19 protein-coding genes and 3 pseudogenes are annotated in these 24784 nt (G+C 69.2%); 8 read left to right on the forward strand and 14 right to left on the reverse strand.

The window, feature by feature from the left end; translation table 11 throughout:
• The first annotated feature begins 166 nt into the window (after positions 1 to 166).
• The 3 genes from ABZ707_RS06560 to ABZ707_RS06570 all read left to right on the forward strand — a co-directional run bounded on the left by ABZ707_RS06560 (position 167) and on the right by ABZ707_RS06570 (position 3123).
• A complete protein-coding gene (locus tag ABZ707_RS06560; RefSeq protein ID WP_360168813.1) occupies positions 167 to 892 on the forward strand; it encodes a MerR family transcriptional regulator in 726 nt (241 codons plus the stop codon).
• Positions 893 to 1163: 271 nt separating this feature from the next.
• Entirely contained in the window at positions 1164 to 1964 is an 801-nt protein-coding gene (locus ABZ707_RS06565; RefSeq protein WP_360168816.1) for a hypothetical protein, read from the forward strand.
• A gap of 412 nt (positions 1965 to 2376) precedes the next feature.
• On the forward strand, positions 2377 to 3123 hold the full coding sequence (locus ABZ707_RS06570; protein ID WP_360168819.1) for a maleylpyruvate isomerase family mycothiol-dependent enzyme: 747 nt from the start codon (positions 2377 to 2379) through the stop codon (positions 3121 to 3123).
• 90 nt (positions 3124 to 3213) lie between these two features.
• Here ABZ707_RS06570 and ABZ707_RS06575 read toward each other — a convergent pair.
• The 3 genes and pseudogenes from ABZ707_RS06575 to ABZ707_RS06585 all read right to left on the reverse strand — a co-directional run.
• A pseudogene (locus ABZ707_RS06575) lies at positions 3214 to 3324 on the reverse strand (GNAT family N-acetyltransferase); the annotation flags it as partial.
• A 6-nt stretch (positions 3325 to 3330) separates the two neighbouring features.
• A pseudogene (locus tag ABZ707_RS06580) lies at positions 3331 to 3598 on the reverse strand (TetR/AcrR family transcriptional regulator); the annotation flags it as partial.
• A 106-nt stretch (positions 3599 to 3704) separates the two neighbouring features.
• Complete coding sequence (locus ABZ707_RS06585; protein WP_360168822.1) at positions 3705 to 4478, reverse strand: SDR family oxidoreductase; 774 nt, start codon at positions 4476 to 4478, stop codon at positions 3705 to 3707.
• Positions 4479 to 4560: 82 nt separating this feature from the next.
• Here ABZ707_RS06585 and ABZ707_RS06590 point away from each other — a divergent pair, with 82 nt between their 5' ends.
• Entirely contained in the window at positions 4561 to 5133 is a 573-nt protein-coding gene (locus ABZ707_RS06590; RefSeq protein WP_360168825.1) for a TetR/AcrR family transcriptional regulator, read from the forward strand.
• Between the two features lie 178 nt (positions 5134 to 5311).
• Positions 5312 to 5650, forward strand: coding sequence for a YciI family protein (locus tag ABZ707_RS06595; protein ID WP_360168828.1), 339 nt, complete (start codon positions 5312 to 5314; stop codon positions 5648 to 5650).
• A gap of 381 nt (positions 5651 to 6031) precedes the next feature.
• On the opposite strand, the gene ABZ707_RS06600 is transcribed toward ABZ707_RS06595, so the two are convergent.
• Together ABZ707_RS06600 and ABZ707_RS06605 are read right to left on the reverse strand one after the other, a co-directional pair.
• Complete coding sequence (locus ABZ707_RS06600; protein ID WP_360168831.1) at positions 6032 to 6892, reverse strand: hypothetical protein; 861 nt, start codon at positions 6890 to 6892, stop codon at positions 6032 to 6034.
• A gap of 220 nt (positions 6893 to 7112) precedes the next feature.
• Positions 7113 to 7706 carry a hypothetical protein gene (locus ABZ707_RS06605; RefSeq protein WP_360169862.1) on the reverse strand — a complete coding sequence of 198 codons (594 nt, stop codon included), beginning with the start codon at positions 7704 to 7706 and terminating at the stop codon, positions 7113 to 7115.
• 156 nt (positions 7707 to 7862) lie between these two features.
• Between ABZ707_RS06605 and ABZ707_RS06610 the strand changes: the two are divergent.
• Positions 7863 to 8124: pseudogene (locus ABZ707_RS06610) on the forward strand (Tn3 family transposase); the annotation flags it as partial.
• Positions 8125 to 8206: 82 nt separating this feature from the next.
• Here the strand turns inward: ABZ707_RS06610 and ABZ707_RS06615 are convergent.
• Positions 8207 to 8791: a DinB family protein gene (locus ABZ707_RS06615; protein ID WP_360168834.1), complete on the reverse strand. Its 585-nt coding sequence runs from the start codon at positions 8789 to 8791 to the stop codon at positions 8207 to 8209.
• A 298-nt stretch (positions 8792 to 9089) separates the two neighbouring features.
• Here ABZ707_RS06615 and ABZ707_RS06620 point away from each other — a divergent pair, with 298 nt between their 5' ends.
• Positions 9090 to 10052 carry an oxidoreductase gene (locus ABZ707_RS06620; protein WP_360168837.1) on the forward strand — a complete coding sequence of 321 codons (963 nt, stop codon included), beginning with the start codon at positions 9090 to 9092 and terminating at the stop codon, positions 10050 to 10052.
• Positions 10045 to 10632 (forward strand): helix-turn-helix domain-containing protein, encoded by a 588-nt coding sequence (locus ABZ707_RS06625; protein WP_360168840.1) that lies wholly within the window; start codon positions 10045 to 10047, stop codon positions 10630 to 10632. Before ABZ707_RS06620 ends, ABZ707_RS06625 begins: the two co-directional genes overlap by 8 nt.
• A 60-nt stretch (positions 10633 to 10692) precedes the next feature.
• Here the strand turns inward: ABZ707_RS06625 and ABZ707_RS06630 are convergent, their stop codons facing one another.
• The 8 genes from ABZ707_RS06630 to ABZ707_RS06665 form a co-directional block, all read right to left on the reverse strand.
• On the reverse strand, positions 10693 to 10872 hold the full coding sequence (locus ABZ707_RS06630; RefSeq protein WP_360168843.1) for a hypothetical protein: 180 nt from the start codon (positions 10870 to 10872) through the stop codon (positions 10693 to 10695).
• Between the two features lie 228 nt (positions 10873 to 11100).
• A complete protein-coding gene (locus ABZ707_RS06635) occupies positions 11101 to 11682 on the reverse strand; it encodes a lysophospholipid acyltransferase family protein (protein WP_360168846.1) in 582 nt (193 codons plus the stop codon).
• Between the two features lie 89 nt (positions 11683 to 11771).
• Positions 11772 to 13349 (reverse strand): lactate racemase domain-containing protein, encoded by a 1578-nt coding sequence (locus ABZ707_RS06640; RefSeq protein WP_360168849.1) that lies wholly within the window; start codon positions 13347 to 13349, stop codon positions 11772 to 11774.
• On the reverse strand, positions 13346 to 14236 hold the full coding sequence (locus ABZ707_RS06645; protein ID WP_360168852.1) for an HAD-IB family hydrolase: 891 nt from the start codon (positions 14234 to 14236) through the stop codon (positions 13346 to 13348). The genes ABZ707_RS06640 and ABZ707_RS06645 overlap by 4 nt, the downstream gene beginning before the upstream one ends.
• A 63-nt stretch (positions 14237 to 14299) precedes the next feature.
• Complete coding sequence (gene larC, locus ABZ707_RS06650; RefSeq protein WP_360168855.1) at positions 14300 to 15562, reverse strand: nickel pincer cofactor biosynthesis protein LarC; 1263 nt, start codon at positions 15560 to 15562, stop codon at positions 14300 to 14302.
• Positions 15559 to 16338, reverse strand: a complete 780-nt coding sequence (larB, locus tag ABZ707_RS06655) for a nickel pincer cofactor biosynthesis protein LarB (protein ID WP_360168858.1) — start codon at positions 16336 to 16338, stop codon at positions 15559 to 15561. Before larB ends, larC begins: the two co-directional genes overlap by 4 nt.
• A complete protein-coding gene (larE, locus tag ABZ707_RS06660; protein ID WP_360168861.1) occupies positions 16335 to 17234 on the reverse strand; it encodes an ATP-dependent sacrificial sulfur transferase LarE in 900 nt (299 codons plus the stop codon). The genes larB and larE overlap by 4 nt, the downstream gene beginning before the upstream one ends.
• 58 nt (positions 17235 to 17292) lie before the next feature.
• On the reverse strand, positions 17293 to 24741 hold the full coding sequence (locus tag ABZ707_RS06665; RefSeq protein ID WP_360168864.1) for an SDR family NAD(P)-dependent oxidoreductase: 7449 nt from the start codon (positions 24739 to 24741) through the stop codon (positions 17293 to 17295).
• Between the last annotated feature and the right edge of the window lie 43 nt (positions 24742 to 24784).

Here is a 24784-nt window from a genome sequence, read left to right on the forward strand (position 1 = left end):
CAGAGTATCCACGCCCGACTTCGTCCCGGCCTCACTGCTGTTTGCATTCTGTTCCTTCTCGGCATCTCACCACCGCCGTACGCGGTCGCTCTTCCAGGAGACACTGTGCCGTTGCGGCATACTCAAGTCAGAGATGGCCAGGAGACAGAGAGGGGCAAGGACCAGCATGGGCTGGAGCACGCGGGAGGTGGCGCAGCTCGCCGGCACGACCCTGCGCACCGTCCGGCACTACCACGAGATGGGCCTGCTCGACGAGCCGGAACGACTGTCGAACGGCTACAAGGCCTACCGTACTGAGCACCTCGTGCGAGTTCTGCAGATCCGCCGTCTCACCAGAATGGGTTTCTCGCTCGCCGCTATCGCGACCATGGAAAGCGATTCGGAGGATCTGGAGGAGACCCTGAATATGGTGGACGCGGAACTCGCCACCACGATTCAACAGCTTAAGGAGGCAAGGAAGGAGATCGCCAAGCTGCGCCGTCAACCGGTGCCGACCGACCTTCCCTTTGATATTTCCGCCGCGGCGACCAAAGCGGGATTGTCGCACGCGGACCGGTCATTGTTCGCTGTGCTGTCCCAGGTGATCGGCGGTGACAGTACACAGCACTGGGAAGCTCTTTTGCAGGACTACGAGCGAGACGATGCGACCGACGAGTTCGACAGGCTCGCGCCGGATGCCGATGAGGAAACCCGTGAACGGATCGCTCAGCGCATCAGTCCGCAGATGCTCGCCCTTGTCGAGAAGCACCCGACGCCACCGCACACCGTCGAGCACGCGGCGGCCGGTCAGCAAGCAGCAACCGACGCCGTGATCAAGGCGATGCTCGACCTCTACAACCCGGCGCAGCTCGATGTGTTCGTACGTATCTGGAAAGCGACTGGTCTGATCTGAGCCGGCTGGGACCGAGTACACAGACACGGTCACCACGTCATGGCTGCGGACGTTCGGTAAGCACGGCTGATGAGGTGGGCGCCCTTCGGCGTGTCAGCGAGATGATCGGCCGGCCGTAGACCGGGGGCATGCGGCAGGGTGCGCGCCGCTCAGCGGGCCGCCGACTGAGCGCCGGTGACGCATCACGCTGCGCGTCGTCCCACTCGTTCGGGCCGTATCTCGTGGCTGCGTTCGGGAGATCTCCCGGCGCCGGCCGGGTAAGTTTTCGTCCATGTGGTCGACGCTCGGGGAATGGCTTGTCTTCCTGACAACGATCTTGCTCATTGTGCTGGGTCTGGCAGCCGGCACGGGCCTCACCAAGTTGATCTTCGAGGGGATCGGGGCTCTCTCTTCCGCCTACGAGGCCAGGGAAAGGGACGGACGACGGGGACTGGGGGTGGTCTGGGCGGCGTGGGTCCTGCGGCTCGTCGCTGTGGTATTGGTGCCCGTGCTGGGCGTGGCGCACGTGGCGGCCGTTCTGTGGCTGCTCAACGCGAGCACGGCGACACGCCTGCTGCTGGCACTGCCGTTGGCTGCCATCGTCATACCGCTGTTCTTGTCTCCCCTGTTTCTCTGGGACCACGGTGCTGTGGGCATGGGAGGGTCGTCACTCATGGCGCTGGCAGCGTTCGCGCTCCTGGCCGGCTTTGTCGCCGGGGGATGGTCAGTCCAACTGGGGCTCCTGCAGTGGCGGGGGAGCGAGACCATGTGCTCGGTGTCCCTCGGCGATGACCAGGGCACCTCCGTTCCAGCGGGCGGGGGTGCCGAGAGCTGGTTGTACACCTATGAGTTGGACTGTGCCGCGGCCGATGCCCCGGTCGCGATGAAGACGTATACGCCGGTGTTGGGCGAACGTACCCGCGTGGTGTACGACCCCTCGGGTTTTGCCGGTGTAGCCCATGAGGCCGAGTTGGACGACCTGACCTTCAGCGGGTGGTTCGCGAGCGGTGCCGTCGCCTTGTGGACGGTGTTGAGCCTTGGCAACGTCCTGACGGGCATTCCTCTCGTCCGGAACCCGAACGCCTGGCCTTAGGGCGTTTCGAAAGTCACGCCTGGCCTGTGACGCCTGGCCCGCACGCTCGCCGCGTTGTCGGAGTCATCCCAGTGCGTCCAGGCTAGTTGTCCCAGTACGTCCAGTACGCGAACGATCCTCCGCCTTGCGATCGCACGCACCAGACGCCGCGAGCTCCGCGCCAGGGGGCGGACGGCGCTACTTTCGCAACACGCCCCAGTACTGCAACGGTCGAGGCGTCACGTGCGTCGAAGGCGGTGGAGCCGTGAGACCGGCTCCACCGCCCTGAACTTTCGTATACTGGTGGAAATCGCGCATTCCGGCCGTGTGATATTCCCGCGGAACGTGAGCCGGCAGCCCGGTCGGTGACGAGGAGACCCGGCTCGGCCGGTTCGCGACTGGCGCCGTCTCTTTCTTCCAGCAGGAGGTTCTCGTGTCTGATCGCCGGAACGGCGACGTCACTTCCGCCATGGCCGGTTTGACGGCCATGCGGCGGGCGCAGAGCCGCCTCGACGGCCTTGTCGCGGCCACCGGCGACGGGTGGGACGACGAGCCGAGCTTGCTGCCCGGGTGGAAGCGGCGGCACGTCGTAGCACACCTGGCCCGCAATGCGGATGGTGTCGTCAACCTGTTGACGTGGGCGGCTACGGGGATTGAGCACCCGATGTACGGGAGCCCGCACGAGCAGGCCGCACGTATCGAGGAAAGTGCGCGCCAATCTTATGCCGAGCTACGGGAGGACTACAGGCTGTCGGGGGAACGGTTTTGGCGGGCGGCCGGGGATATGCCGACGGCGGCGTGGTCCGAGCGCGTCGCACCGCGTGCCGGGATCTGGCTGACCGCTGCGAAACTTCCGTGGCTGCGCCTGGGTGAAATCCTCATCCACGCAGTGGACTTGGACTGCGGATTCACGTTCGCAGATGTGGTTGCCCTCGCGGGTGAGCACATCGACGGCTTGTGTGCCTATGTTGTGGGAGTCTATGCGGGGCGTCCCGGCGTGCCCGCTGTTGAATTGACCATGTTCCTGCCGTCCGGGGAGAAGCGACTGTACGCGTTCGGCGAGGGCCGGCCTGCTCGGATCAGCGGGTCGGCGGATTCGGCGCTCGCGTGGCTCACGGGCCGCAGCACAGGTGATCATCTGGACGGTCCGGTCCCCGCTCTGCCGACATGGCTGGTGTAGATACTCCGGACACGGTGAGAGCGGGGGCATACGGCCTGACGTGTGTCGAGAAATGCGATGAGCGGAGTGATGGCTCTGCTTCGCTTGCGGCCTTGCGTGGAGTTCGACGTGATGGCGCATGTCGTCGTATTCGAGCTTTTGCCGTTGAAGTCCTCCCACTGCGAAGTCTGCGGCAACGGCGACCCGGCAGGACGCGGGTGACTCGGCTGCCAGGGTGCGCGGGTCGTGCGGCGTGACTATCTCGCCCCGCTTTACCGCGACCCGCAGCACCTCGGCGAGCGCGTCCTGATGGGCGTCCTGCATGTCCCGCACGGTGCGCCGGACCGTCGCATCCTCCGGCAGGCGTTCGCAGGCGGCGTTGACTGCCAGGCAGCCCCGGCCGTGGTGCTCCACGGCGATCCGGATCCGCTCGACCAGCATCGTGCGGATCCGCCGACCGGGCGTCCGTCCCCTCCTTCAGGCTGCGCAGGGCAGCGAAATTCCGGCCCTCCGCGCCGCCGGAGCCCCGCGCGGCGTCCACGATCGGTGACGTCAGGCTGAGTTCATGCTGTGCCTCCTCGATTCTTGTGCGGAAATGTGGCTCAGACCGTGGGGATGATGCCGCCGTCGACCCGGAACTGAGCACCGGTGAGCCATTTGGCGCGGCCGGACGCGAGGAACGCGATCATCTCTGCGACGTCCTCGGGCTCGCCGGGGCGTCCCATCGGCACCTTCAGGTGGTCCACGATCTGCCGCTTGACGTCATCGATCCCGATGCCCTGGTTGTCGGCCATCTGCTGGAGATGGCTGACCGCTCCCTGGGTGACGACAAAGCCGGGCAGAACGCACACCACGCGCACGCCGTGCTCTCCCACCGCTGTCGCCAACTCTCGGCTGTAGGTGTTGAGTGCCGCCTTCGACGCGGCGTAGGACGCTTCGGCGGGCTGGGGGAGGTGGCTGGCGATGGAGGAGACGTGCACCACGACGCCGGAGCCGCGCTCGACCATCCCGGGGACAAGGGCCCGGTCGAGACGGACCGCGCTGAGCAGGTTCATCTCCAGGTCCGCGAGCCAGGACGCGTCGGACCGCTTCAGGGTGGGCATCGGTCCGGTGGCGGCTCCGGCGTTGTTGACCAGGACGTCGATGCCCCCGACGCGGTCCAGCACGCGCCGCGCGAGGTCCGCCGCCCCCTCCGCGGAACGCAGGTCGGCGGGAATGAAAGTGGCGGGCACGTCTTCCGGGGGCGCGGTTCGTGAGGCCGTCAGCACGGTGGCGCCGGCTGCGGCAAAGCGACGGGCCGTCGCCTCCCCCAGCCCCCGGCTGCCGCCGGTCACCAGCACTCGCAGGCTGTCGAGCCCCTCGTTCTCGGTCGTCACGGGCGTACTCCTTCAGTAAAGTGAACCCGACTCCGGAAACTGTACACGCAAGCGGAGTCGGACTCACCTTATGGAGGACCCGTTGCCGTCATCACGTCCGCTGCGCGCCGATGCCCGCCGCAACCGCGAAGCGCTTCTCGTCGCGGCGCGTGAAGCGTTCCTCGCCGACGACGACGCCTATGTGGAGGAGATCGCCCGTCGAGCCGGTGTGGCCGTCGGCACCCTCTACCGCCATTTCGAGACGCGCGAAGCACTCGTCGCGGAGGTGTACCGCCAGGAGGTCGCCGAGCTCTGCGCGACCCCCGGCCGGCTGCTCGCGCAACACGCACCGGACGAAGCCCTGCGCGCCTTTCTGCTGCTGCTCGTGGAGCACGCGGCAGTGGGCAGAGGGATGGGTGAAGTGCTGGAGAGCATCATGGCGACCGACTCGCCGGTCTTCGACGACGCGCGCGACCAGATGGCCCGCGCCCTGGACGAACTGCTCGCCGCGGGCGTCGCGGCCGGTCTCGTCCGCAGCGGCATCAGCGGGCGTATCGTGCTGCGCGCCCTCGGTGGCATCTGCGGGTTGCGTGCCAACGGCTGGAAGGACGACGCGGTACGCATCGCCTCGATCCTGTACGACGGGTTGCGCTACGGCGCGGCGGATCAGGGCTGAGGGCGTGCGGAGAAGCAACGTGTTGCTTCCCGCTCCGGGCTCGTTGGCGTGGTGTGCGCAGCCGGGGTGAAATCCTCGGCCAACTCGCTGAAGCCAAGGGGAGTGCCGGTTCTGAAGCAGGTGTTCGTCGTAGGGTGAGAGGCGGCCGAAGGAAGTCAATCACCAAGGGGGCCACGTCATGACGCGGTATCTGATCTCGTTCGACGACGGCGCGATGAACTTCCCCGAGGAGGAGCTGCCCGAGGTGGCCAAGGCCTCGCACGAGGTGGTGCGTCAGGCTCGGGACGCCGGTGTGTGGGTCTTCGGTGGTGGACTGCAAAGGCAGCAGGCGAGCGTCGTGGCCACCGACGGGACCGTCACCGACGGCCCCTACCCGGAGACCAAGGCGGTGGTCGGCGGGTTCTCGGTCATTGATGTGCCCTCGCGTGAGGATGCGCTGGAGTGGGCTGCCAAGATGGCTGCCGCGTGCCGCTGTGCCCAAGAGGTCCGGGAGATCCTGCCCGATCCGACCGACTGATCGAAGACGACCCGCAGCGGCCGGGGTTCCGGTTCGGAAGCGGCTTGTGACGTGGGAGTTCGGCACGCCGGGGGCCTGTGGGTGACGCGGTTGCGCGGCACGGCTGACGGTGGCCGGGGCGTGGGCGGCGGTGGTCGAGGTGTGCTGTCGTTCGCAGGATGCGGCCGTCCGGCGCGGAAACCACCTACGGCATGCGCAACCTCGGCCACAGCGGCAGGGGCAACGGCGGAATCGGCAGCGGGGGCCGCTTCGAGGCACGTGACGTCGTCGGCTCGCTGATGTGCGCGCGCCTCGGGACTGGTGGGCTCGCATGTTGAGGTGTCGCGTATCCACCGGCGGCCTCCTGCTTGGTCACCGTGAGTTGTCGGTGGTGCCTGCTGATCACTCTGCGCCGTCGTGACCGGGCACGTAGGGCGGGATCGTCCAGCGCATCGTTGTCTGGCCTGTGGGGCCAGGCTGAAGCGTCACGGGATAGACCTGTCCGAAGCCGCGTTCGCCGCGATGTCTCATCGAGTGGTCGCCACTGTCCCAGTTGATCCCCAGAATTGGGCAGCCAGCGACCTCGATGGCGCCGATCTGAAGCGGGTGGGTCCAACTCGCGCGGTTGAAGCGCTGGAAGTCGGTGTGCTCATCGACTGCGACCATGACACCCCGCCCCTGTTCGTCACCTTTCCAGTCGTTGAGGGCGTCGCTGAGCTTCCTGGCGTTATCGAGCGGGAGGTCGAGCCACCCTCGCACGTGACTGCCGTGTCGCGGGATCAGTTCCCCGCCGAACTGACGATGGGCGGCCTCCGCATAGCCTCCCCAGTAGGCGACGTCGGCAAGGCCGTCGGTTGATGGATGGTCGTCTCCGGTCCAGGAGTCCAGGGCAAGCGCGTCACCGAGCACCATGCCGCAACGGTCGACCGGTAGGTCGCCAAGGATGATCGGCTCGTCCCCTGCGGTGCCGGCCCATGGCAGACCGAGATCGATCTCAAGGACTGCGATGGTTGGTCCGCCGTCGAAGGGCGACGCCGCCGTGCTGGCTCGCACCATCAACGGCCTGTCACTGGCGGCGCGAACTGCGGCCATCTCACACAACCGCTCGTGGACGTGTCCGCCGCCGATCGATGCCGCGGCAATTGCGCGCTCGGACAGCGGTCGGCCAAGCTGCGGCCAGTAGTCGATCCACGACGCCATCCCCAACACGAGGACTCCCGACGGCGCCGTCACGACTCCCAGATCAATGTCAGTCTCAGCCATCCGGCGATTGAACCTTCCTTCTGCTCTCAGGATCAAGGTTCGGCCGCTTCAGCGCCTGTGGTCACCCGGGGCATAACGGCTCCAGGTTCCGTCAGCCTCGGTGACCAGGCCCTTGGGATGCCCTACTTCCGCACCAGTGCCAGACGACTCCCCCCGAACTCCGGCAGTGACTGACGACCACCGCACCACCGGCAGCCTCGCACAGGATCACGCAGTGGATTCAGCTGTGAGGCGGCAAAACCTCGATGACCGTGGCCGTGCCGGCGACAGGCCGGGCCTCGTACATCGTGATCACGTCACCGCACGTCAGATGTCTCCACTGCTCGGGGCTCAGAGGGGCCAGCCGAACGTCGGCGGTCTCTCCCGGGCCGAGCTCCTCCGCGAACTCCACCCACAGCCGTGCGACGCTCAGCTCTCGTTCTCCATCGGGGGTGCGGTTGCCGATGTCCCACATCGGTCTGAGTCGGCCGTCCCCGGCAGAGGCACTCCGGCGCCCGCCCTTCCTTGCCTCTGGAAGACTCAGTGTCGCCCTGACCGTGCCGTGCCGGACTTCCCAGCCCCGCCACTCACACCAGCGGCGGCTGCGGTCGAGCATCATCTGCCGGGCGGCCTCGGCGAGAAGCTCCCAGAAGGCCAGGGAGATCGGATGGACATCTCCGAACTCGGTGAGAAGGCCGAGCACCATCTCCCACTCCTGGCGCCTGACGTCCTCGCGAACATCCCCGACCGTCACACCGTTCTCTGTCATGGCGTCCTTGGGCAACAGATCAACAGCTTGCCGAAGGAGTGTGAACGCGTCATCCATGAGCCGGATCCTCCCCGGCCTTGGGCACCTTGTCACAGTCGAGCACCAGGACCCACCGGCACGACACGCCCGGATACCCCCGGGTGCGAAGCTTTCCGCCCACTACTAACGGCAACTCGGCTGCGCTCCGGCCCACCAGGCCGTCAGCCGGGCTGGTTCGGATAAGACCAGATCGGAGCGCTGGGGCTCGTGCTGAATGCCCTGGTCCTGTTCACCACGAAGTACATGGACGCCGCCGTCACCCGGCTGCGTGCCGACGGCTTCGACGTCCGCGACCAGGACGTCGCCCGCCTCTCCCCGTTCGTCCACCACCACGTAATCGTTCAAGCTCCCCGACCTGCCCGGCGGGCTGCGCCCGCTGCGGGACCCGGACGCGCCCGAGCTGGACGAGGACGACAGGCGTGGGCTGAACTGCCATATCGAGTGACGCGGGCATATCACGTGGCCGGGCGCTCGGAAATCGCAAGCGCCGGTAGGGGAGCTGATGTCAGGCCGCCTGGCTTGTCCAACTAAGCCTTGATTGGTGCGGCCGATCTGGCGGCCTGCTCGATCTTCGCGCAGTAGGCTGCACGGGCGTCGTCGTCGATCTGCTTTTCGTGTTCGGCGCGCAACCCGGTCCGGCCGTCGAGGCCCTCGCGCAGGATGTCGGCATGCCCGGTATGCCGGATGGACTCGCTGAGGACATGGACCATGATGGCGAACAGGTTCGTGTTCGGATAAGGCTCCGGCCACCATGGCACGTGGCCGGGGGTGTCGAGGGGAAGCGCGTTGATCGTCGCGTCCGAGTGTTCCCAGGTGCACCGGTAGAACCCGATGATCTGATCGCGGGTCTCGTCCTTGGTCGCCCACAGATCGCTGCCGTCGGAGTCCTGCCACCGGGGCAGCGGTTGCGGAGAAGGGCGGCCGAAGACCTCGCCGAAGTACCTGGCCTCGACGGTGGCCACGTGTTTGACCAGGCCGAGGAGGTTGGTCCCGGTCGCTGTCAAAGGTCGGCGGGCGTCGTATTCGGACAAGCCGTCGAGTTTCCAGAGCAGCGCCTCGCGGTCCCGCCGCAGTCTCCCGTGCAGGTTGTCCTTCGCGAATTCATCGATCATGCGGCATGAGCCTGCCATGGGCTACTCGTGGTCTCAAGATCCAGCAGGGCCGCCGAGGCCAAGGGCAACAAGGCCGGATGCCGCCCGGCCGTCCCAGCCGCGAAGACCGAGGACGTGCGCCCCCGGCACACGCCCGAGGGGAGTTGAAGACGCCGATACCGAAGTTACTGGGCCCCTCGTGCTCCTCCATCACCCTCGGCCAAGGCCGGCCAGTTGGGCCGTAACTCCGGCGGAGCAGCCGAGTCGTCGACCCTCGCTTGGTAGACAGACTTGATGTTCTGTGTAAAGTTTGTCTGGAGTGCAGGTGGTACGAGAGGAGTACGTCAGCGTGTCGGCGTGGACATTCAGTGACATCCCCGATCAGACGGGCCGGACGGTGGTCGTCACGGGCGCCAATACGGGAATCGGGCGCGAGGCGGCGACGATGTTCGCACGCAAGGGGGCCCACGTCGTGCTCGCCTGCCGCGACCCGCGCAAGGGTGATGACGCCGTCAAGAGGATCCGCGCCCTGAGGCCGTCCGGCTCGGTGCGGGCCGACCTGCTCGATCTCGCGGATCTCGACTCGGTTGGGGCGTTCGCTGAAGCGTTCCGGGCCGGCCATGACCGCCTTGACGTGCTGATCAACAACGCGGGAGTGATGTGGTCTCCGCTGTCACGCACCAAGCAGGGCTTCGAGTTGCAGTTCGGCACCAACCATCTCGGGCATTTCGCCCTAACGGGTCAACTGTTGCCCCTGCTGCTGCGCACACCGGGGGCACGGGTGACGACGATGAGCAGTCTGGCTCAGAAGTTCGGTCGCATTGACTTCGACGACCTGGACTGGCGCCGGCGCTCCTACTCCAGCGGCGCGGCCTACAACCAGAGCAAACTCGCCAACATGATGTTTGTGCTGGAGCTTCAGCGCCGGCTCGAAGCGTCCGGCAGCGCCATGGTCGTGACGGCGGCGCACCCGGGTTGGACCTCGTCCGAACTGACGCGTCACTCGCATTCCGTGATCAGGCGGGTCAGCCCCGTGGTCGGCCTGAAGCCGGAGATCGGGACGCTCGGACTGATGCGTGCCGCCACCGATCCGACCGCCTCAAGTGGCAGTTACTGGGGGCCGGGGCGCTTCTTTGAGACCAGAGGGTATCCGTCCTCGGCCAGAATCAGCCGCCGCGCCGAGGACATCACGGTCGCCGCCCGCCTCTGGGAGGAAAGTTCGGTCCTCACGGGCGTCGCCTACGCGTTTGTCGGCCGGACGGAGCGTGCGACCGATGTCTGACACCGAGGAGCCGGCCGTATCGGCACGGCAGGAGGGCATCGTCGCCGCCGCGACTGCCGTCTTCCTGCGTTTTGGCTTGCGCAAGACAACGATGGACGACATCGCCCGAGAGGCAGGTATCTCCCGGCAGGGGCTTTACCTGCACTTCGCATCGAAGGACGCGGTGTTCCGACGCGTGGTGGAAGACATGCTGTCCGGCATGCGGGACTCGGTCAGGCACGCGCTTGAGCGGGACGATCTCCCTGTCGCGGACCGGTTGGCCGAGGCGTGCGAGGCGTTCCACGGTCTGACCGTTGGCAAAGTCGAGCTACGCCAATTCAGCGAGCTTCTGCAGGCGGCCGACGCGTTCGCCGGGCCGCGCATGAGCGGGATGGAGCGGGAGTTCGTCGCCGACATGGCTCAACTGCTGGGGCGGACCGGACACGCCGCGATCTGGGAGAAGGACGGGATCTCCGCAACAGATCTCGCCGAGCACCTCTTCGCCGCCTCGGCAGGAGCGAAGTACGAGTCGGCAACGGTGGAGATCTACCGGGCGCGGGTGCGTGTCGCCACACGTGTCGTCACTCGGGGAACCGACTGACGCGCACCGGCGAACGGGACGTTTCGGGTCGGGCTGCGGGGCGCGCCGGCGGATCAGCGCTCAGGGGCGCGCGGGGACGGGCAGCCGGCTCAACCCGCCGTCGGCGGCGAACGCCCGGAAGGCGTCCCCCACCACATCGGACACATGGCCCTGGTCGCCGACGGTCACCCAGCAGCCGGCGAGACCGGTCAGGCCGAAGGACATCCCGAAGAAGTTGAGCGGGATCCTCTGCGCGGCCATGGCGGCCTCCCCTGTGATCGTGGACGCGTGGTGGACGGAGAAAACAGCAGCGCGATCGTGAAACCGTGGATGGCTGCTCGGGTGTGTGGTTCGCCCGTCCGCGAGGACACTTCTCGCGGCCGTACTCGCGTCGGACTCGGCCATGCCGGCGACGACGCGAAGAGGGCGGCGCCGGCTCCGTAGGGGCGTGAACCCCTTGGGAGCGTGGGGAGTCCGATCCGGCCGGCGTTACAGCTCGCTGATCCGTTGCCTCATCCGGTCCCTGAGCGCCTGCCACGTTTCGCCGGCTGTCGGCGCGATGGGGTGTCCGAAGCGGATGCGGACCCGTGTCCTGGCCGGGGCGGGGAATCGTGCGCCGCGGGGTATGACGGTGTGTGCGCCGGACAGGGCGACGGGAACAGCCGGCACACCCGTCTCCACGCAGAGTCGGGCGGCGCCGCTCTTGAATGCGCCGAGCCGCCCATCGGGGGACCGGGTCCCCTCGGGGTACAGGAGCACGTTCCATCCCTCGTCGAGAAGGTCCATGGCGACGCCGCACACCGCGCGGTGCTTCCCGTGCCGCTGGACGGGAAAGGCGTTGAACAGCAGCGCCGTGGTCACGCCGGTCAGTGACGAGGTGAAGAAGTAGTCGGCCGCCGCACCGACCGCCGTGCGAGAGGCGATGCTGCGGGGAAGGGCGCCGAGGATCAGGGGCGTGTCGAGATGGCTGGTGTGGTTCGCGACGAACACCGCCGGGCCGTTGAGCGTACGCAGATGATTCCTGCCCTCGATCCGGGGGCGTGCGCAGCCCCAGACACAGGGCTTGAGCATGGTGTGCCGCATTGTCTCGCGCAGGAGTCTGGCCGGGGTGGTGCGGGCCCAGGCGGTGGGGAAAGGCCGTGACGTTTCGGCGGAGACATTCACCGGACATCCGCCATGGTGATGGGCGGGGTACGCAGGCAGTTGATGCTCGGGCTGGCGCCCACGGTGTGTGAGGCGATCTCCAGCGCGGACGACAGGTCGGGCGCCGCGTGGAAGCCGAGGCGGGCGGCGGTCTTCGGATCGCCACCGACAAAGATGATGTCACCGAGATGCTGCATGGCGTGTGCCCCCCAGTACCACATGTAGAACGGGTGCACACCGTGGAACGCGTAGCTGGTGCGGTACAGGTGGATGTACCAGGGATCAGTGGCGAACTTCGCTTCGAACTCGCTCTCCATCTCCGCCGGATCCGTGGTCACCGAGAGCACTTCTTCGAAGAAGTCGATGTAGCTCGGGTGATGCACCGGATGGAACGCGTGGGGCAACGGGTGGTAGAAGATCCCGACGCCACCCTGCCGCACGATGGGCTTGTTCAGATAGAAGTTGAACAGGTACCCCAGGGCCATGCACATGGCCAGCACCGGGTTCATGATCGAGTTCACGTTGTACGGCCCCGCGTACGGGACTCCGAAGACACCGATGTCGGCCTGCCCGTCGACCCGGGTGACCTGCTGGCGATGCACATTGCCGAGGGTGATCGGGTGCACCGCGCTCGGGGTGCCCGCGTTGATTCCCGTGACGCCGTACGGGGCTTTGATGGCGTTGAGCACATGACGCCGCAGTGTGGCCGGCATGGCGCGAACGCCGTGACGGACTCCGAGGAATCCCGTCCTGTCGGCGAGGTTCCACTCCCACTCGTGCTTGCTGAGGAAACCCATGGAGGGGGGAAAGGCGGCGCCGTTGACCGTCGTCTCGATCGTGAAGATCTTGAGGTGGCCGCCGATCACGTCGTGCATGCGGTGGAAGGAGTGGTGCAGGGCGGAGTTGGCGGGGTCGTTGAACGAGCGGGAGTGCCGCAGGGTATGTGTGTTGTGGTGGTGGCGCAGGCTGCGGTAGCTGGCCAGTCCGACGGCGACCGACTTGGGGCCGCCGTTCAGGGCGATCAAGTTGACGTTGATGTACACCAGGAGGTCGCTCTCGGCGGCCCTGCGATTGATCTCGACATCCTCGGCGGCACCGGTCATCCCCAGGTGGGTCAGGTTGTCGTGGTCCTCGGCGTCGTGATTGCGCAGGTGACCGGGGAAGTACGTGCGGAACACCCGCTCGCCCACGACGTGTTTGAGCTCCGCGGGGGTCATCCTGCGGTGCAGCGCGTTCGCCGCGATCAGTTCGATGTCCTCCACCCCCAGCCGCGTTGCCATTTCCACGACGTGCTCGATGACGCGCCCGCGTACATCAGGGCGGCACATCGAGGGAAGCGGGAGCGACACGTCGTCGAAGACGATGGTCAGCCGCATACCCGGGCTGAGTAATTGAGGCAGGGGTTCGATGCCGTGGGGGTGGAGCAGTGCGTGGTCGATCGCCGCGTCGACGTCCTGGATGCCGGGGAGGGAGGCCGGCGGGTAGATGACCCTGCTGCCCAGCGGCAGTCGCTCGGCGCGGATTCCCTCGCCCTCGAAGAGAATCACGGGGGGAGTGCGTTCGTCGACTTCCCGCACGATACCGGGCTGGTTCATGGTGTTCCCTTGTCGTTGTCCGTGGCGTCGCCGCCGGGCGTGGTGATGTGGTGTCGATGGGGAAGCGAGGCGGCCACGGCGAGCGCTTCCCACCGCGTGGTGGTGTGAACGCCCCAGTGGGCGACGGGCCATCGCCGCTCCGAGGCATGGCGCCGCAGCCGTCGGTCAGGGTTGACGGCGCACGGGTGCCCGACCGATTCCAGGAGGGCTCGGTCCGAGGAACTGTCCGCGTACGCGTAGGAGCGCGTCACATCCAGACCGTGGCCGGCGCAGTACTCCCGCACCCACGAGCCGCGGATGTCACCCACGACGGGCGTCGAGGAGATCTGTCCGGTCATGATCCCTTCTCGGGACGTCATGCGGCAGGCGACGATGTCGTCGAACAGAGGCCGCAGTGGTTCGACGAGAAGGTCGAGGCTGCCCGTGACGAGTACCGTGCGGTGTCCTGCCGAGCGATGCGCCCGGATCCTTCGCACGGCTTCGGGCCTGACCCGGTGCAGCAGTGCGTTGCCGACGGCCTCACGCACCAGGGCCCGCAGGGTGTCCTCGTGCGTCCCCCGGTAACGGCGCAGGAAGCAGTGGACGAACTCGGCCCGGCCCCGGTGTTCGGCCAGCACATAGCGTGGGGCGTCGCAGACCAGGCTCAGCAACTCCAGCGGCCGGCCCCGGCGGGGCAGGGTCGCCAGCCGTGTCCAGACATACGATTCGACGAGGTTGGACGCGAGAATCGTGCCGTCGAGATCGAAGACGGCGGCGACCCGGCCGCCGGCCGCCAGGGGCCCGGGCGGTTGCTCGTCCGCCGGGGCTCGCAGCGGCCCATCGGCGTTGACCAGTCCGGTGGGGTCGCCGGGCCGGGCGGCCCGCGCGGCTCGTGCGGTCCAGATCATCTTCCACCTCGGTGTGAACCGCCGCTCGACGGCGGCGGTGACGGTACGGGGCCGGGCCGGCGGTCACCCCTCAACGGGCTCCACCGGTATGCCATGGGCTTGTCGGCAGCCGCTCACCGCTGCTTCGCAGACGGTGCGGAGCGGCCAGTCCAGGGCGAGTGCCGCGCGTTCCGCCTCGGACACTTCCGGCTGCAGGGTGAGGTGGCCGTCCGGTCCCTCCGCGATCTTCACGGTCACCGGCTGCGCCTGGCCCGGGGGGCCGACCGGCACCGTGACGGAACGGCGGGGGAGTGTCATGCGCTGGTGTGCGGACCAGCGGACTCCGAGCGTGGGCGTGTGCCGGAACAGTGCCTCGGTGACAGCTTGACGTACCTGCTCCGAACAGAGCGCGGTGACGACCTGGCCGGGCCGGCCGTGCCGACCGACGATGCCGGTGGTCCAGCAGTCCCAGGCACCCGCCTCCCTCAACGCGCGCAGCACCGAGGGCCACAGGCGGGGATCCATGTCGTCGACCGTGCTCTCCAGGGACAGCACCTCGCCCCGAAGCGGCCCCGTGACCGCTGTGGACTCCCCGATCACGACTCGGGTGATGTTGGGACGGTCCACGGTGTCCCGGGAGCCGCCTCCCGTGCCTACGGCACGTACCGTCATCGGCGGCAGCGCGCCCGGAACGGCCAGAGCGGCCACCAGCGCCGCCCCGGTGGGGGTGGTGCGTTCACCCGTCAGATCACCCGACGTCAGCCGTAGTCCGGCCTGGGCGGCGATGTTCAGGACCGCGGGAACGGGGACGGGCATGCGTCCGTGCGCACAGCGCACGGTTCCGCTTCCCGCCGCCAGCGGGGAGCAGGTGCTCACCGCGTGGTCGTCGAGCAGCCCCAGATCTTCCAGGGCGGCTGCGCAGCCGACCACATCCGCCAGCGCGTCGTAGGCACCCACTTCATGGAAGTGCACCGTGTCCGGGGTCGTGCCATGGGCCTCGGCTTCGGCCTCGGCGAGAAGTCCGAACACCTGGTGTGCGAAGGAGTTGGCCCTCCTCCCCAGGCCGGTCGCCCCGGCGCAGAGGTCCAGGACGTCCCCCAGGCGCCTCTCCCGGTCCGGCAGGTCCGGTGTCCTGACGCTCACCCGGGCGCAGGCGAATCCACCGCGCCGGGCCCGGTCCACAGAGAGGCCGAGGCCGGCGACCCCGAGAGAGCGCACGGCTTCGCCCACCACATCGATGTCCGCACCGGCGTCGACAAGGGCGCCCAGCAGCATGTCCCCCGCCACCCCGGCCGTGCAGTCCAGAAACGCGACACGGACGCCAGGACCGCCTTTCGAAGACGTCATCGCGCACCCCTCGCGGCGACAGGCTCACCCGGTGGCCGCCCTTCGCCCGTCTGAGCGTTGTCATGGCCGTACATCGCGTTGAGGATCCTCAGGGCGTGCGCGGCGGCGCCGAAGCCGTTGTCGATGTTGACCACCGTCAGACCGGGCGAGCAGGAGGCGAGCATGGCGGCCGCGGCGGCGAGCCCCCCGGCGGCCACCCCGTAGCCGACGCTCGTCGGCACCGCGATGACCGGCGCCGGCACCAGTCCGGTCACCACACTGGGCAGAGCGCCGTCCATGCCCGCCGCGACGATGACGCAGTCGGCGGTGCGCACATGGGGCAGTTGGGCGAAGAGCCGGCCGATGCCCGCCACGCCGACATCCTCGAAGAGCCGGGCGCCGGCCCCCAGAGCGGCGAGCGTCGCCAGCGCCTCCCTGGCGACCGGCAGGTCCGTCGTGCCGGCCGTCAGAACGGCGACCGTCCCCCGGGGAGCGGGCAGTTCTCCCAGCGTGACGGTACGGGCGACACGGTCGACGTGTACCGGACGGTCACCGAAACGCGTCCCCGCCGCGTCGAGCACCGCGTCCGGGCACCGGGTGGCCAGCGCGGGACCTCCGGGGTCACGTTCATACAGTTCGGTGAGCAGCCGCAGTGTCTGTTCGACCGTCTTGGACTGGGCGAACACCACCTCCGGCAATCCGGTCCGTACGCGCCGCGAGGTGTCGAGACGGGCGAAGTCCTCGACCCGGGTGACCTCGAAGTCCCCCAGCGATGCCCCGTATGGGTCCTCAGTCATGAGCCCGGCCTTTCTTCCGTGCCGCCGCTGAGAGCGGCAACGGTGCTTACTCCGCCTGACCGGTAGGGGGCGAGCGAGCCCGTCGCGGTGCGGGTGATGGGACCGATACGGCTCAGCAGTTCAGCGGCCAGGCCGGCCCGGTCGCTCAGCCACTGAAGGGCACCGGTGTCGAGGTCCACGCGGAAGCTCTCCGCGAAGATCCTCACGCGCAGGTCCCGGACGGGCACATGGTGTTCGGCCAGGAAAGTACGTACGGCTTCCTCAGCGCGCTCGACGCGCTCCAGCCTCTCGCGGGTGACGGGTACGCCGACGGCGATCCTCGACGCCAGACAGGGCGAGCTGGGCTTCTCGGCCACCGGCAGTCCCCAGGCCCTCGCCACGGCTCTCACCTGTGCCTTGCCCAGGCCGGCTTCGGCCAGGGGCTCCACGACGCGCAGCTCCCTGGCGGCCCGCAGCCCCGGGCGGTGGCCGGAACGCCGGTCGTCGCTGTGGGTGCCGGTCGCCACATGCGGGAAACCCCGGGAGGCGGCCTCGGCGGTCACCCGCGAGAGCACGGTCTGTTTGCAGAAATAGCACCGGTCGCCGGCGTTGGCCCGGTAGCCGGGCACCGCCAGCTCGTCCGTTGTCAGAACAGCCAGCTCAACGCCCAGATGTTCGGCCGTGAGGCGAGCCGACCGCAGCTCGTCACGGGCGAGGGCCGGGGAGTCCGCTGTCGCCGCCAGAGTCCTGGCCGGCCCGAGTGCTCGCACGGCGGCGGCCAGCACCACGGTGGAATCCACTCCTCCGGAAAAGGCGACCACCACACTGTCAAGGCGGCTCATCGCCGCCAGCAGCGCCTTCACGTCCCCGTCGGGGCGGCTGGTCTCCTGATCCTGAATGATCGCGTCCGCGTTCATGGGTGTACGAACCTCACTTCGACGACGAACCTCACTGTCGACTCGACAGGGCCCCGGGTCAGGATCCGGCCAGGGCCCGGTCGAGGCGTTGGGCCAGCCCATGGACGCTGCCCGCGGCCATCAGCTCCATGACGGGGAGGTCACAGCCGAACGCCCGGTGCATCGCGACCTTGAGCTGCGTGCCCATCAGCGAGTCCAGGCCGAGGTTCGCCAGATTCGCCGCGCGGTCGATACGGTCCGGGGTGGTCTGCAACACGGTGGCCGCCAGTTCCGTCAGAGTGTCGGCGAGCAGAGCGGCACGTTCCTCCGCGCTCTCGGCCCTGGCCAGCCGTTCCCTGAAGTCCTCCGCCCCCGCAGGGCCGGAATGGCTCTCCGCGTCGTCCAGTTGCCTGGCGAACCGCGGTGTGAGCAGGGCGGGCAGCACCTTGGCCAGCCGCCCCCAGTCGATCAGGCCGACCACTGCCGATTCGTCACCCCTGCTCAGGAAGCGGCTCACCGCCCGGCAGGCGGTGGCGGGCGGGATCAGCCCGATGCCGGAGCGGGAGACCGTGTCCGACATGACACTTCTGGCGACGTATCCCGTCTCGCCGATACCGCCCCAGGCCAGTGCTGTGCCGGGCAGACCAGCGCTTCGGCGAGCCCGCACCAGGGACTCCAGGAAGAGATTGGCGGCGGCGTAGGGGGCCTGATGACTGTTGCCGACGAGAGCGGCCACGGAGGAGTAGACGACAAAGAAGTCCAGCGAACGCTCGCGGGTGAGCGCGTCCAGCACCGCGCCGCCCTGTGCCTTCGCCGCGTACACGGAGGCGTACCGCTCGGCCGTCAGCTCCGCCAATGGGGCGTCGTCCAACCACATGGCGGCATGCACGACGCCGCGCACCGGCCGGCCCTCGGCGTCGGCGTTCTCGAAGATCGCCCGGATCGCCCGGACGTCGGTCACATCGGCGGCGTGCGCCACCGCGTGGACACCCTGCGCCCCGAACTCGTCGAGGAGCGGCGGTGCTTCCGGCGAAGCCGCACCGCGGCGGCCCACCAGAGCCAGGGAGCGCGCACCACACCTCACCAGGTGTCGAGCCGTCGCCGCGCCGAGACCACTGAGCCCTCCGGTGATGAGATACGTCGCGCCGGGGTCGCAGGTCAACGGCTCGTCCGGCTCCTCCAGGCGCACCGGCTCGTTCGCGTCGAATGTGACCACGACCTTGCCCAGGTGCCGGGAGTGCCGCAGGCTCCGCAGGGCCTCGTCGACGCGTGGGGCCGGGTAGGTCTGGTGGGGCAACGGCCGGTACACGCCCCTCGCCACCCTGTCGGTCACCGTCGAGAAGGCCGCCGCGGCCGCCTTGGGCTCGTCTGCGACCAGCCGGGTGATGTCGACTCCGAAGTAGGCGAGATTCTTACGGAAGGGACGTAACAGCAGGGGCTGGTTGCCGTAGATGTCCCGCTTGCCGAGCTCGACGAAGCGGCCACCCGGGCGCAGGCATTCCAGGCCGCGGGTGATGGCCTCGCCGGCCAGTGAGTTGAGTACGACATCGACGCCCCGGCCCCGCGTGATGTCCTGGACCTCGTCGGCGAAGGACAGGCTGCGGGAGTCCAGGACGTGCTCGACACCGAGCATCCGCAGGAGATCCCGCTTGGCGGGGGTCCCGGCGGTGGCGATCACCCGGGCGCCCACCTGGGTGGCGTGGCGCAGGGCGGCGAGACCGATGCCGCCGGCGCCCCCGTGGACGAGCAGGGTCTCCCCGGGTGCGAGCCGGGCCAGGTCGTCCAGCGCGTGCTGCACGGTGAGGTGGACGGCGGGGATCGTCGCCGCCTCGCTGGGGAGCATGCCGTCCGGCATACGGCCGGTCTGCTCGGCCCGCACCCGCACGTGAGAGGCCAGGGTGCCGTGTCCGAAGGCGAAGACCCGGTCCCCCTCGGAGATCCCGGCGACCCCCGGGCCGACCGCCACGACGTCCCCGGCACATTCGAGACCGAGCGCCGGACCGCCGTCGACCGGGGGCTCGGCGCCGGGCGGCAGCAAGCCCGCGGCGAGCATCACGTCGCGGTAGTTGAGCGCCGCCGCGCGCACCGCCACGATCACCTCGCCCGCTCCTGGCACGAGGTCCCCGGCCGGTACCCAGGCGAGCCGGTGCCCCAGCCCTGGTTCGCGGAGTTCGAGTGCGTACGGCCGTCCGTCACGGTGCTCGTCGGTACGGGGAGCACAGTCGGTCAGCCGTGGCACGAACCGCCCTCGCCGGGTGAGCACGACCTCGTCCTCGTCCGTGGGCTCCAGTAATTCCCGTGCCAGCCTGACGGCGTCCCCGGCTGTATCCCGTGACCGGGCCAGCGATACGCGTCGGACTGCCAGCCCCGGCCGCTCGTTCGCGAGGACCCGCCCGGTGCCCCAGACGGCGGCGCTTCCCGGGACGCCGCTGCTGTCCGGTGCGGGAAACAGCCCCGTCGCCGCGGTGACCAGATACAGCGCGCTGGAGCCGTCCTCTCCCATGGCCGCGGCGGCCCGGACGAGTCCGGTGCGGTGGACGGCCTCGGCCACCGGAGCGCTTCCGGTCCCGCCTTCCCCGTCACCGGTGTGTTCGGTGTGTTCGGTGTCGAGGTCGAAGAGCAGGACGGTGTGGCCGGCGGGGGCGCCCCCGAGAGGCAGGCGGTCGGGCCAGGCCGTGCCGGCAGGAGGAGCCGTGAGGACCGTGGCCTCGACAGGGCCCGCAGCTCTCAGCTCGGACACCAGGGCGTGCGCGAAGGCGCTGTCCGGCTTTTCGGTGACGACGTTCCACCGGCCACCCGGGGTGCCGGAGGGGCCTGGCCGCGCGGCGGGAGACGGGCGGTTCCGGCGTGCCAGGAGAAGTGAGTAGTCGTCCCTGAATTCCGGGCACGCGCTGCTCACCTGTGAGATGTCGTCGAAGCCGCACTGTCGCAGCAGCGGCGCCCAGTCCTCCCGGCGCAGCAGCGGACTGCTGCGCAGTTGGGTGTCGGTGAAGGCCCAGAACCCGTCGAGCAGTCCGAAGCAGGGCCCGAGGACTTCCTCGTCGTGGCTCTCGGTCGCCAGGAGCAGGCCGCCATCGGCGAGCAGGGAGGCGGTCCGGTGCAGTGTGGCCCGCAGATCACTGGTCGCGTGCAGCACATTGGCCGCCACGACGATGTCGTAGTCACCCTCCTCGTAGCCCTGCTCACCGAGGTCCTGCTCCAGGTCGAGGGTGTGGTACTCGACGAAGTCGTAGGCCGAGAACCGGGCCCGGGCCCCGGGGAAGAAGGCCGCGGACACATCGGTGTACAGGTACCGCGTGAGATGCGGGGGGAGGAGGGGGAGAAGGGCACTGGTGATGCCCCCGGTGCCGGCGCCGACCTCAAGGACGCGCAGGGGACGGTCGGAAGGCCATGCTTCGACCGCCTTGGCCAGGGCCGCTCGCGCGTAACGGCCTTGCAGCCGGGCCTGCGGAGTGTCGGTGTAGAACGCCTCGACATGGTGCCGGTCGGCTTCCGAGAAGAGCAGTTCCCTGGGGTCGACCTCCCCCCGGAGCACGGCGGTGAGGTGGGTGCCGCACCTGGTGTAGACGGCGAGGGCCGAGATCCACTCCGGGAACCGCGCCACGCAGTCCTGAGCCATGGGGAGCGGGCGAGGGGTGCCGGTGAACCGCCGGCGCGGCGCGTCGGTGCCCGGGGAGCCGACAAGCTCCAGCAGACCCGCCTGCTCGGCCATGCCGACCAGCAGGCGCGTATACGAGGCGTACTTCGGCTGTACGGCCGCCAGCAGGTCGGCCACGGCGAATTCCTGGACCGCAGGAAGCAGTTCCCGGAACGTGGCGGTCGCCCAGTGGCCCACGGTCTGCTTGATCCGCGGAACGAATGCCGCGTAGCGACTGCCGAGGGTTTCGTCCAGCGCGGCCCGCTCGTCGGCGGTCGCGGCGGTGAGCGCGCTCGGTGCGGGCAGGGGGGACGGGCCGGGGGCCCGGTCGCCGGCGCGGGGGGCGGCCCGCAGGACGGGGGTCACCTGCTGGAGGTCCTGGGCCGGTCCGGTGGTGACGCCGTGCAGGCGGCATCCTCGCAGCTCGGCGGCGACCACTCCGTCCTGGTTCGATACGGTCACGTCCAACAGGGCGTACCGAAGGCTCAGTTCACGTACGCGTACATGGATCAGGCCACACTGCGGCAGGCGGCCCCAGAGGCGTGCCGAGCCGATTGCGGTCGGGAGGTACATCCGGTCGTCCGCCACAGCGGCCAGGAGCGGGGAGGCAGCCTGCAGCGCGGTGTCCAGCAGCGCCGGGTGGGCCTCGTAGCCGGTCTCCTCCGGTGGTGCGGGATCGGTATAGGTGGCCAGAACCTCGCCGTCCCCGACCCGCAGATGGGTGAGTCCCTGGAAGCGGGGGCCGTAGTCCAGGCCCCTGCGGGCCGCCTCCGCGTAGTGGTCCTCCGCCTCCACCCCGCGCTCGCTCGTCCGGGAGCGCAGCAGGCCGACGTCCAGTGGGGCCGGCGGCCGGGAGAGCAGGCGGCGTACCCGGCCGCGGGCGTGTGTCTGCCACTCGCCCGACGTGCCGGTCCGGGAGGCGATCCGTGTGACACCGTCCTCCTCGGACAGCGAGGTCTGCAGCACGACCTCGCCGGTCTCGTCGTCGTGCGGCAGGACCAGGGGCCGGAGGATGTCGAGGTCGGTGACTTCGGCGGCGCGGCCCAGGGCGTGACGGCCGGCCGCGAGAGCGGCCTCCACATACGCGGTGCCCGGCATGACGACGGCGCCGCCGACCCGGTGGTCGTACAGCCAGGGCAGGCGAACGCCGCTGACACTCTGGTGCCAGGCGGGTCCGGCCACGGCGGCCCGGCGCCCCAGGACCGGATGGACAACGGTCCTGTCCTGGGGAACGCGGGTCCACCAGTCCGGGGACCCGTTCCAGTGGCGCTCCCGCTGCCAGGGGTAGGCGGGCAGGGACACGACCCGTCCCGGCCGGGAGAAGTACGCGGCGCCGGTCCGGATCCCGGCCGCCAGCAGGTGGGCCGCCGCGCGTCGTACCGCCTCGGGGCCGCTGTGTTCACGCCGGCCGGTACCGGCAACCGTCCCCGCCGGGGCCATCCGGCGCAGGTAGGGGGTGAGGACGGGGTGCGGGCCGATCTCGACGAAGGCCGTGCAGCCCTCGTCGGCGAGATGACGTACGGCATCCGCGAAGAGCACGGGCTCGCGGACATTGCGCCACCAGTACTCGGCGTCGAGCTGTTCACCGGGAAGGGGACCACCCGTGACGGTGGAGACAAACGTGATGCCGGGCGAGCGTGGGCTCAGGCGTCCCAGTGGTGTCTCAACGAGCTGTCGCACCGGGTCCATGGCCGTGCTGTGAAAGGCGTAGTCGAGGTCGAGTTCCCGGAAGAAGATGTCGCGGGCGGCCAGTGTCCGGCCCAGCTCCTCCAGCGCGGCGGGGTCGCCGGCGAGCGTGATGTCACGTCCGCTGTTGACCCCTGCCAGCTCCAACCGCCCCTGATATGCGGCGAGTTCCTTCTCCGCGTCCGCCCGGGACAGCCCGGCGGCCGCCATCCGGCCCCGTCCGGCGGTCAGAGCCTGGGCGCGACTGCGTTCGGTCACCACCAGGCAGGCGTCCGCCAGATCGAGGACGCCGGACACATGAGCGGCCGCGATCTCTCCGACACTGTGCCCCACGACGGCGTCGGGCCTGACCCCGTACACCTCGTCGAGCATCCGCACCAGACCGATCTGCACGGCGAACAGCAGGGGCTGCGCGACCTCGGTCAGCCGCAAACGCGGCTCCTCGCGGGACAGTTCCTCGATGACCGACCACCCCAGACGCGGCCTCAGCTCGGCGTCGACGGCCTCAAGGGCGGTGCGAAAGACCGGCTCGGAACGCAGCAGATCCGCGCCCATGCCGGGCCACTGCGACCCATTGCCGGAGAAGGCGAAGGCCACCTTGCCCGGACGGCCCTGGGCCGCTGTCGCTCCCGACACCGGCTCTTCACCCCGCGCGGCGCCGTGCAGGGCCTCGGCCGCCTCGGCCGGACCGCTCGCCAGCACGGCGATGCGCTGCTCGTGGTGGCCGCGCCGCACAGTCGAGGTGTAGCAGATGTCGTAGAACTCCTCGGGATCCGCGAACTCAAGTCGCTGCGCCATCCGTCCGGCCGCCTCCCGCAGCGCCCCGGTGGTACGGGCGGACACCATGACCGGCGTCAGGCTCCCCCTGGGAGCCGCGTCCCGCGCCTCGTTCTCCACGGGTGCCGCCGCCAGCACGACATGGGCGTTGGCCCCGCCGAACCCGAAGGAGTTGACCCCGGCGAACATCCGCCCCTCCGCCTTGACCGGTTCCGTCCGGGTCACGGGGCGTACGTTCCAGCCACCGAAGTCGATCGTCGGATTGGGCGGTTCGGCGTGCAGGCTCGCCGGTACCCGCCGATGGCGCAGCACCAGCAGGGCCTTGAGCAGCCCGGCGATTCCCGAGGCCGCCTCCAGGTGCCCGACATTGCTCTTGACCGAGCCGATGGGCAGCGCGCCGGTGCGCCGGCCCTGACCCAGGGAGCGGCCGACGGCCTCACATTCGACGGGGTCACCCACCTGCGTGCCGGTCCCGTGCGCCTCCAGATAGACCAGTTCATCCGGTGTGATCCCGGCACCGCGGTAGACCTCGCTCAGCAACGCCTGCTGGGCGGTGGCACTGGGCAGTGCGATTCCGGGGGTGTGACCGTCGTTGTTGGTGCCACTGGCGGCGATCACGCAGTGGATCCGGTCGCCGTCCTCGACGGCGTCGGCAAGACGTTTCAGCAGTACGAGGCCACCGCCTTCGGACCGGACGAAGCCGTCGGCGTGTGCGGAGAAGGCGCGGCAGCGCCCGGTCCGTGACAGCATCGACGCGCTGGAGAAGCCCGCGTATCCCTGCGGGTTGATCAGAATGTTGACGCCGCCCGCCAGCGCGGTGCGTGAGCGTCCCGACCGCAGATGCTCACACGCCTGGTGCAGGGCGGTCAGGGCGGAGGAGCACGCCGTGTCCACGGCGACGCTCTGCCCGTGCCAGTCGAAGAAGTGGGAGAGACGGTTCGCGGCGATGGAACTCGCCATCCCGGTCAGGGTGTAGGCGTTCCCGGTCTGCGGCTCGCAGGACTGCAGCTCACCGTAGTCGCGGCTGGAGCAGCCGACAAAGACCGCGGTGTCGGATCCCCGTGAGCGTGCGTGGTCGATCCCGGCGTCGTCCAGGGTTTCGGCGGCGAGTTCGAGCAGCAGGCGGTGTTGCGGGTCCATCCGGGACGCCTCGCGCGGGGAGATCCCGCTGAAGAAGGAGGTGTCGAATCCGGCGATGTCGTCCAGGAAGCCACCGGCCGTCGTGTAGCCCATGCCCGGGCGGGGCCGACGGGTGTCGATGAAGTCGGCTGCCGCGAACCGGTCGGCGGGGACCTCTGTCACCACGTCACGGCCGACGAGGAGCACCCCCCACAGGTCCTCAAGGGTGTGAATGCCGCCGGGGAGGCGGCACGCGGCGCCGACGACGGCGAGAGTGTCCGCGGGCAGGGGCGGTTGGGGCTGGGACAAGGGATGTCTCCCGAAGAGAAAGCCGGTGTGCGGCCGCTGAGGG

This window comes from Streptomyces sp. NPDC006923 (genome assembly GCF_040635655.1).
Taxonomy (GTDB): domain Bacteria; phylum Actinomycetota; class Actinomycetes; order Streptomycetales; family Streptomycetaceae; genus Streptomyces.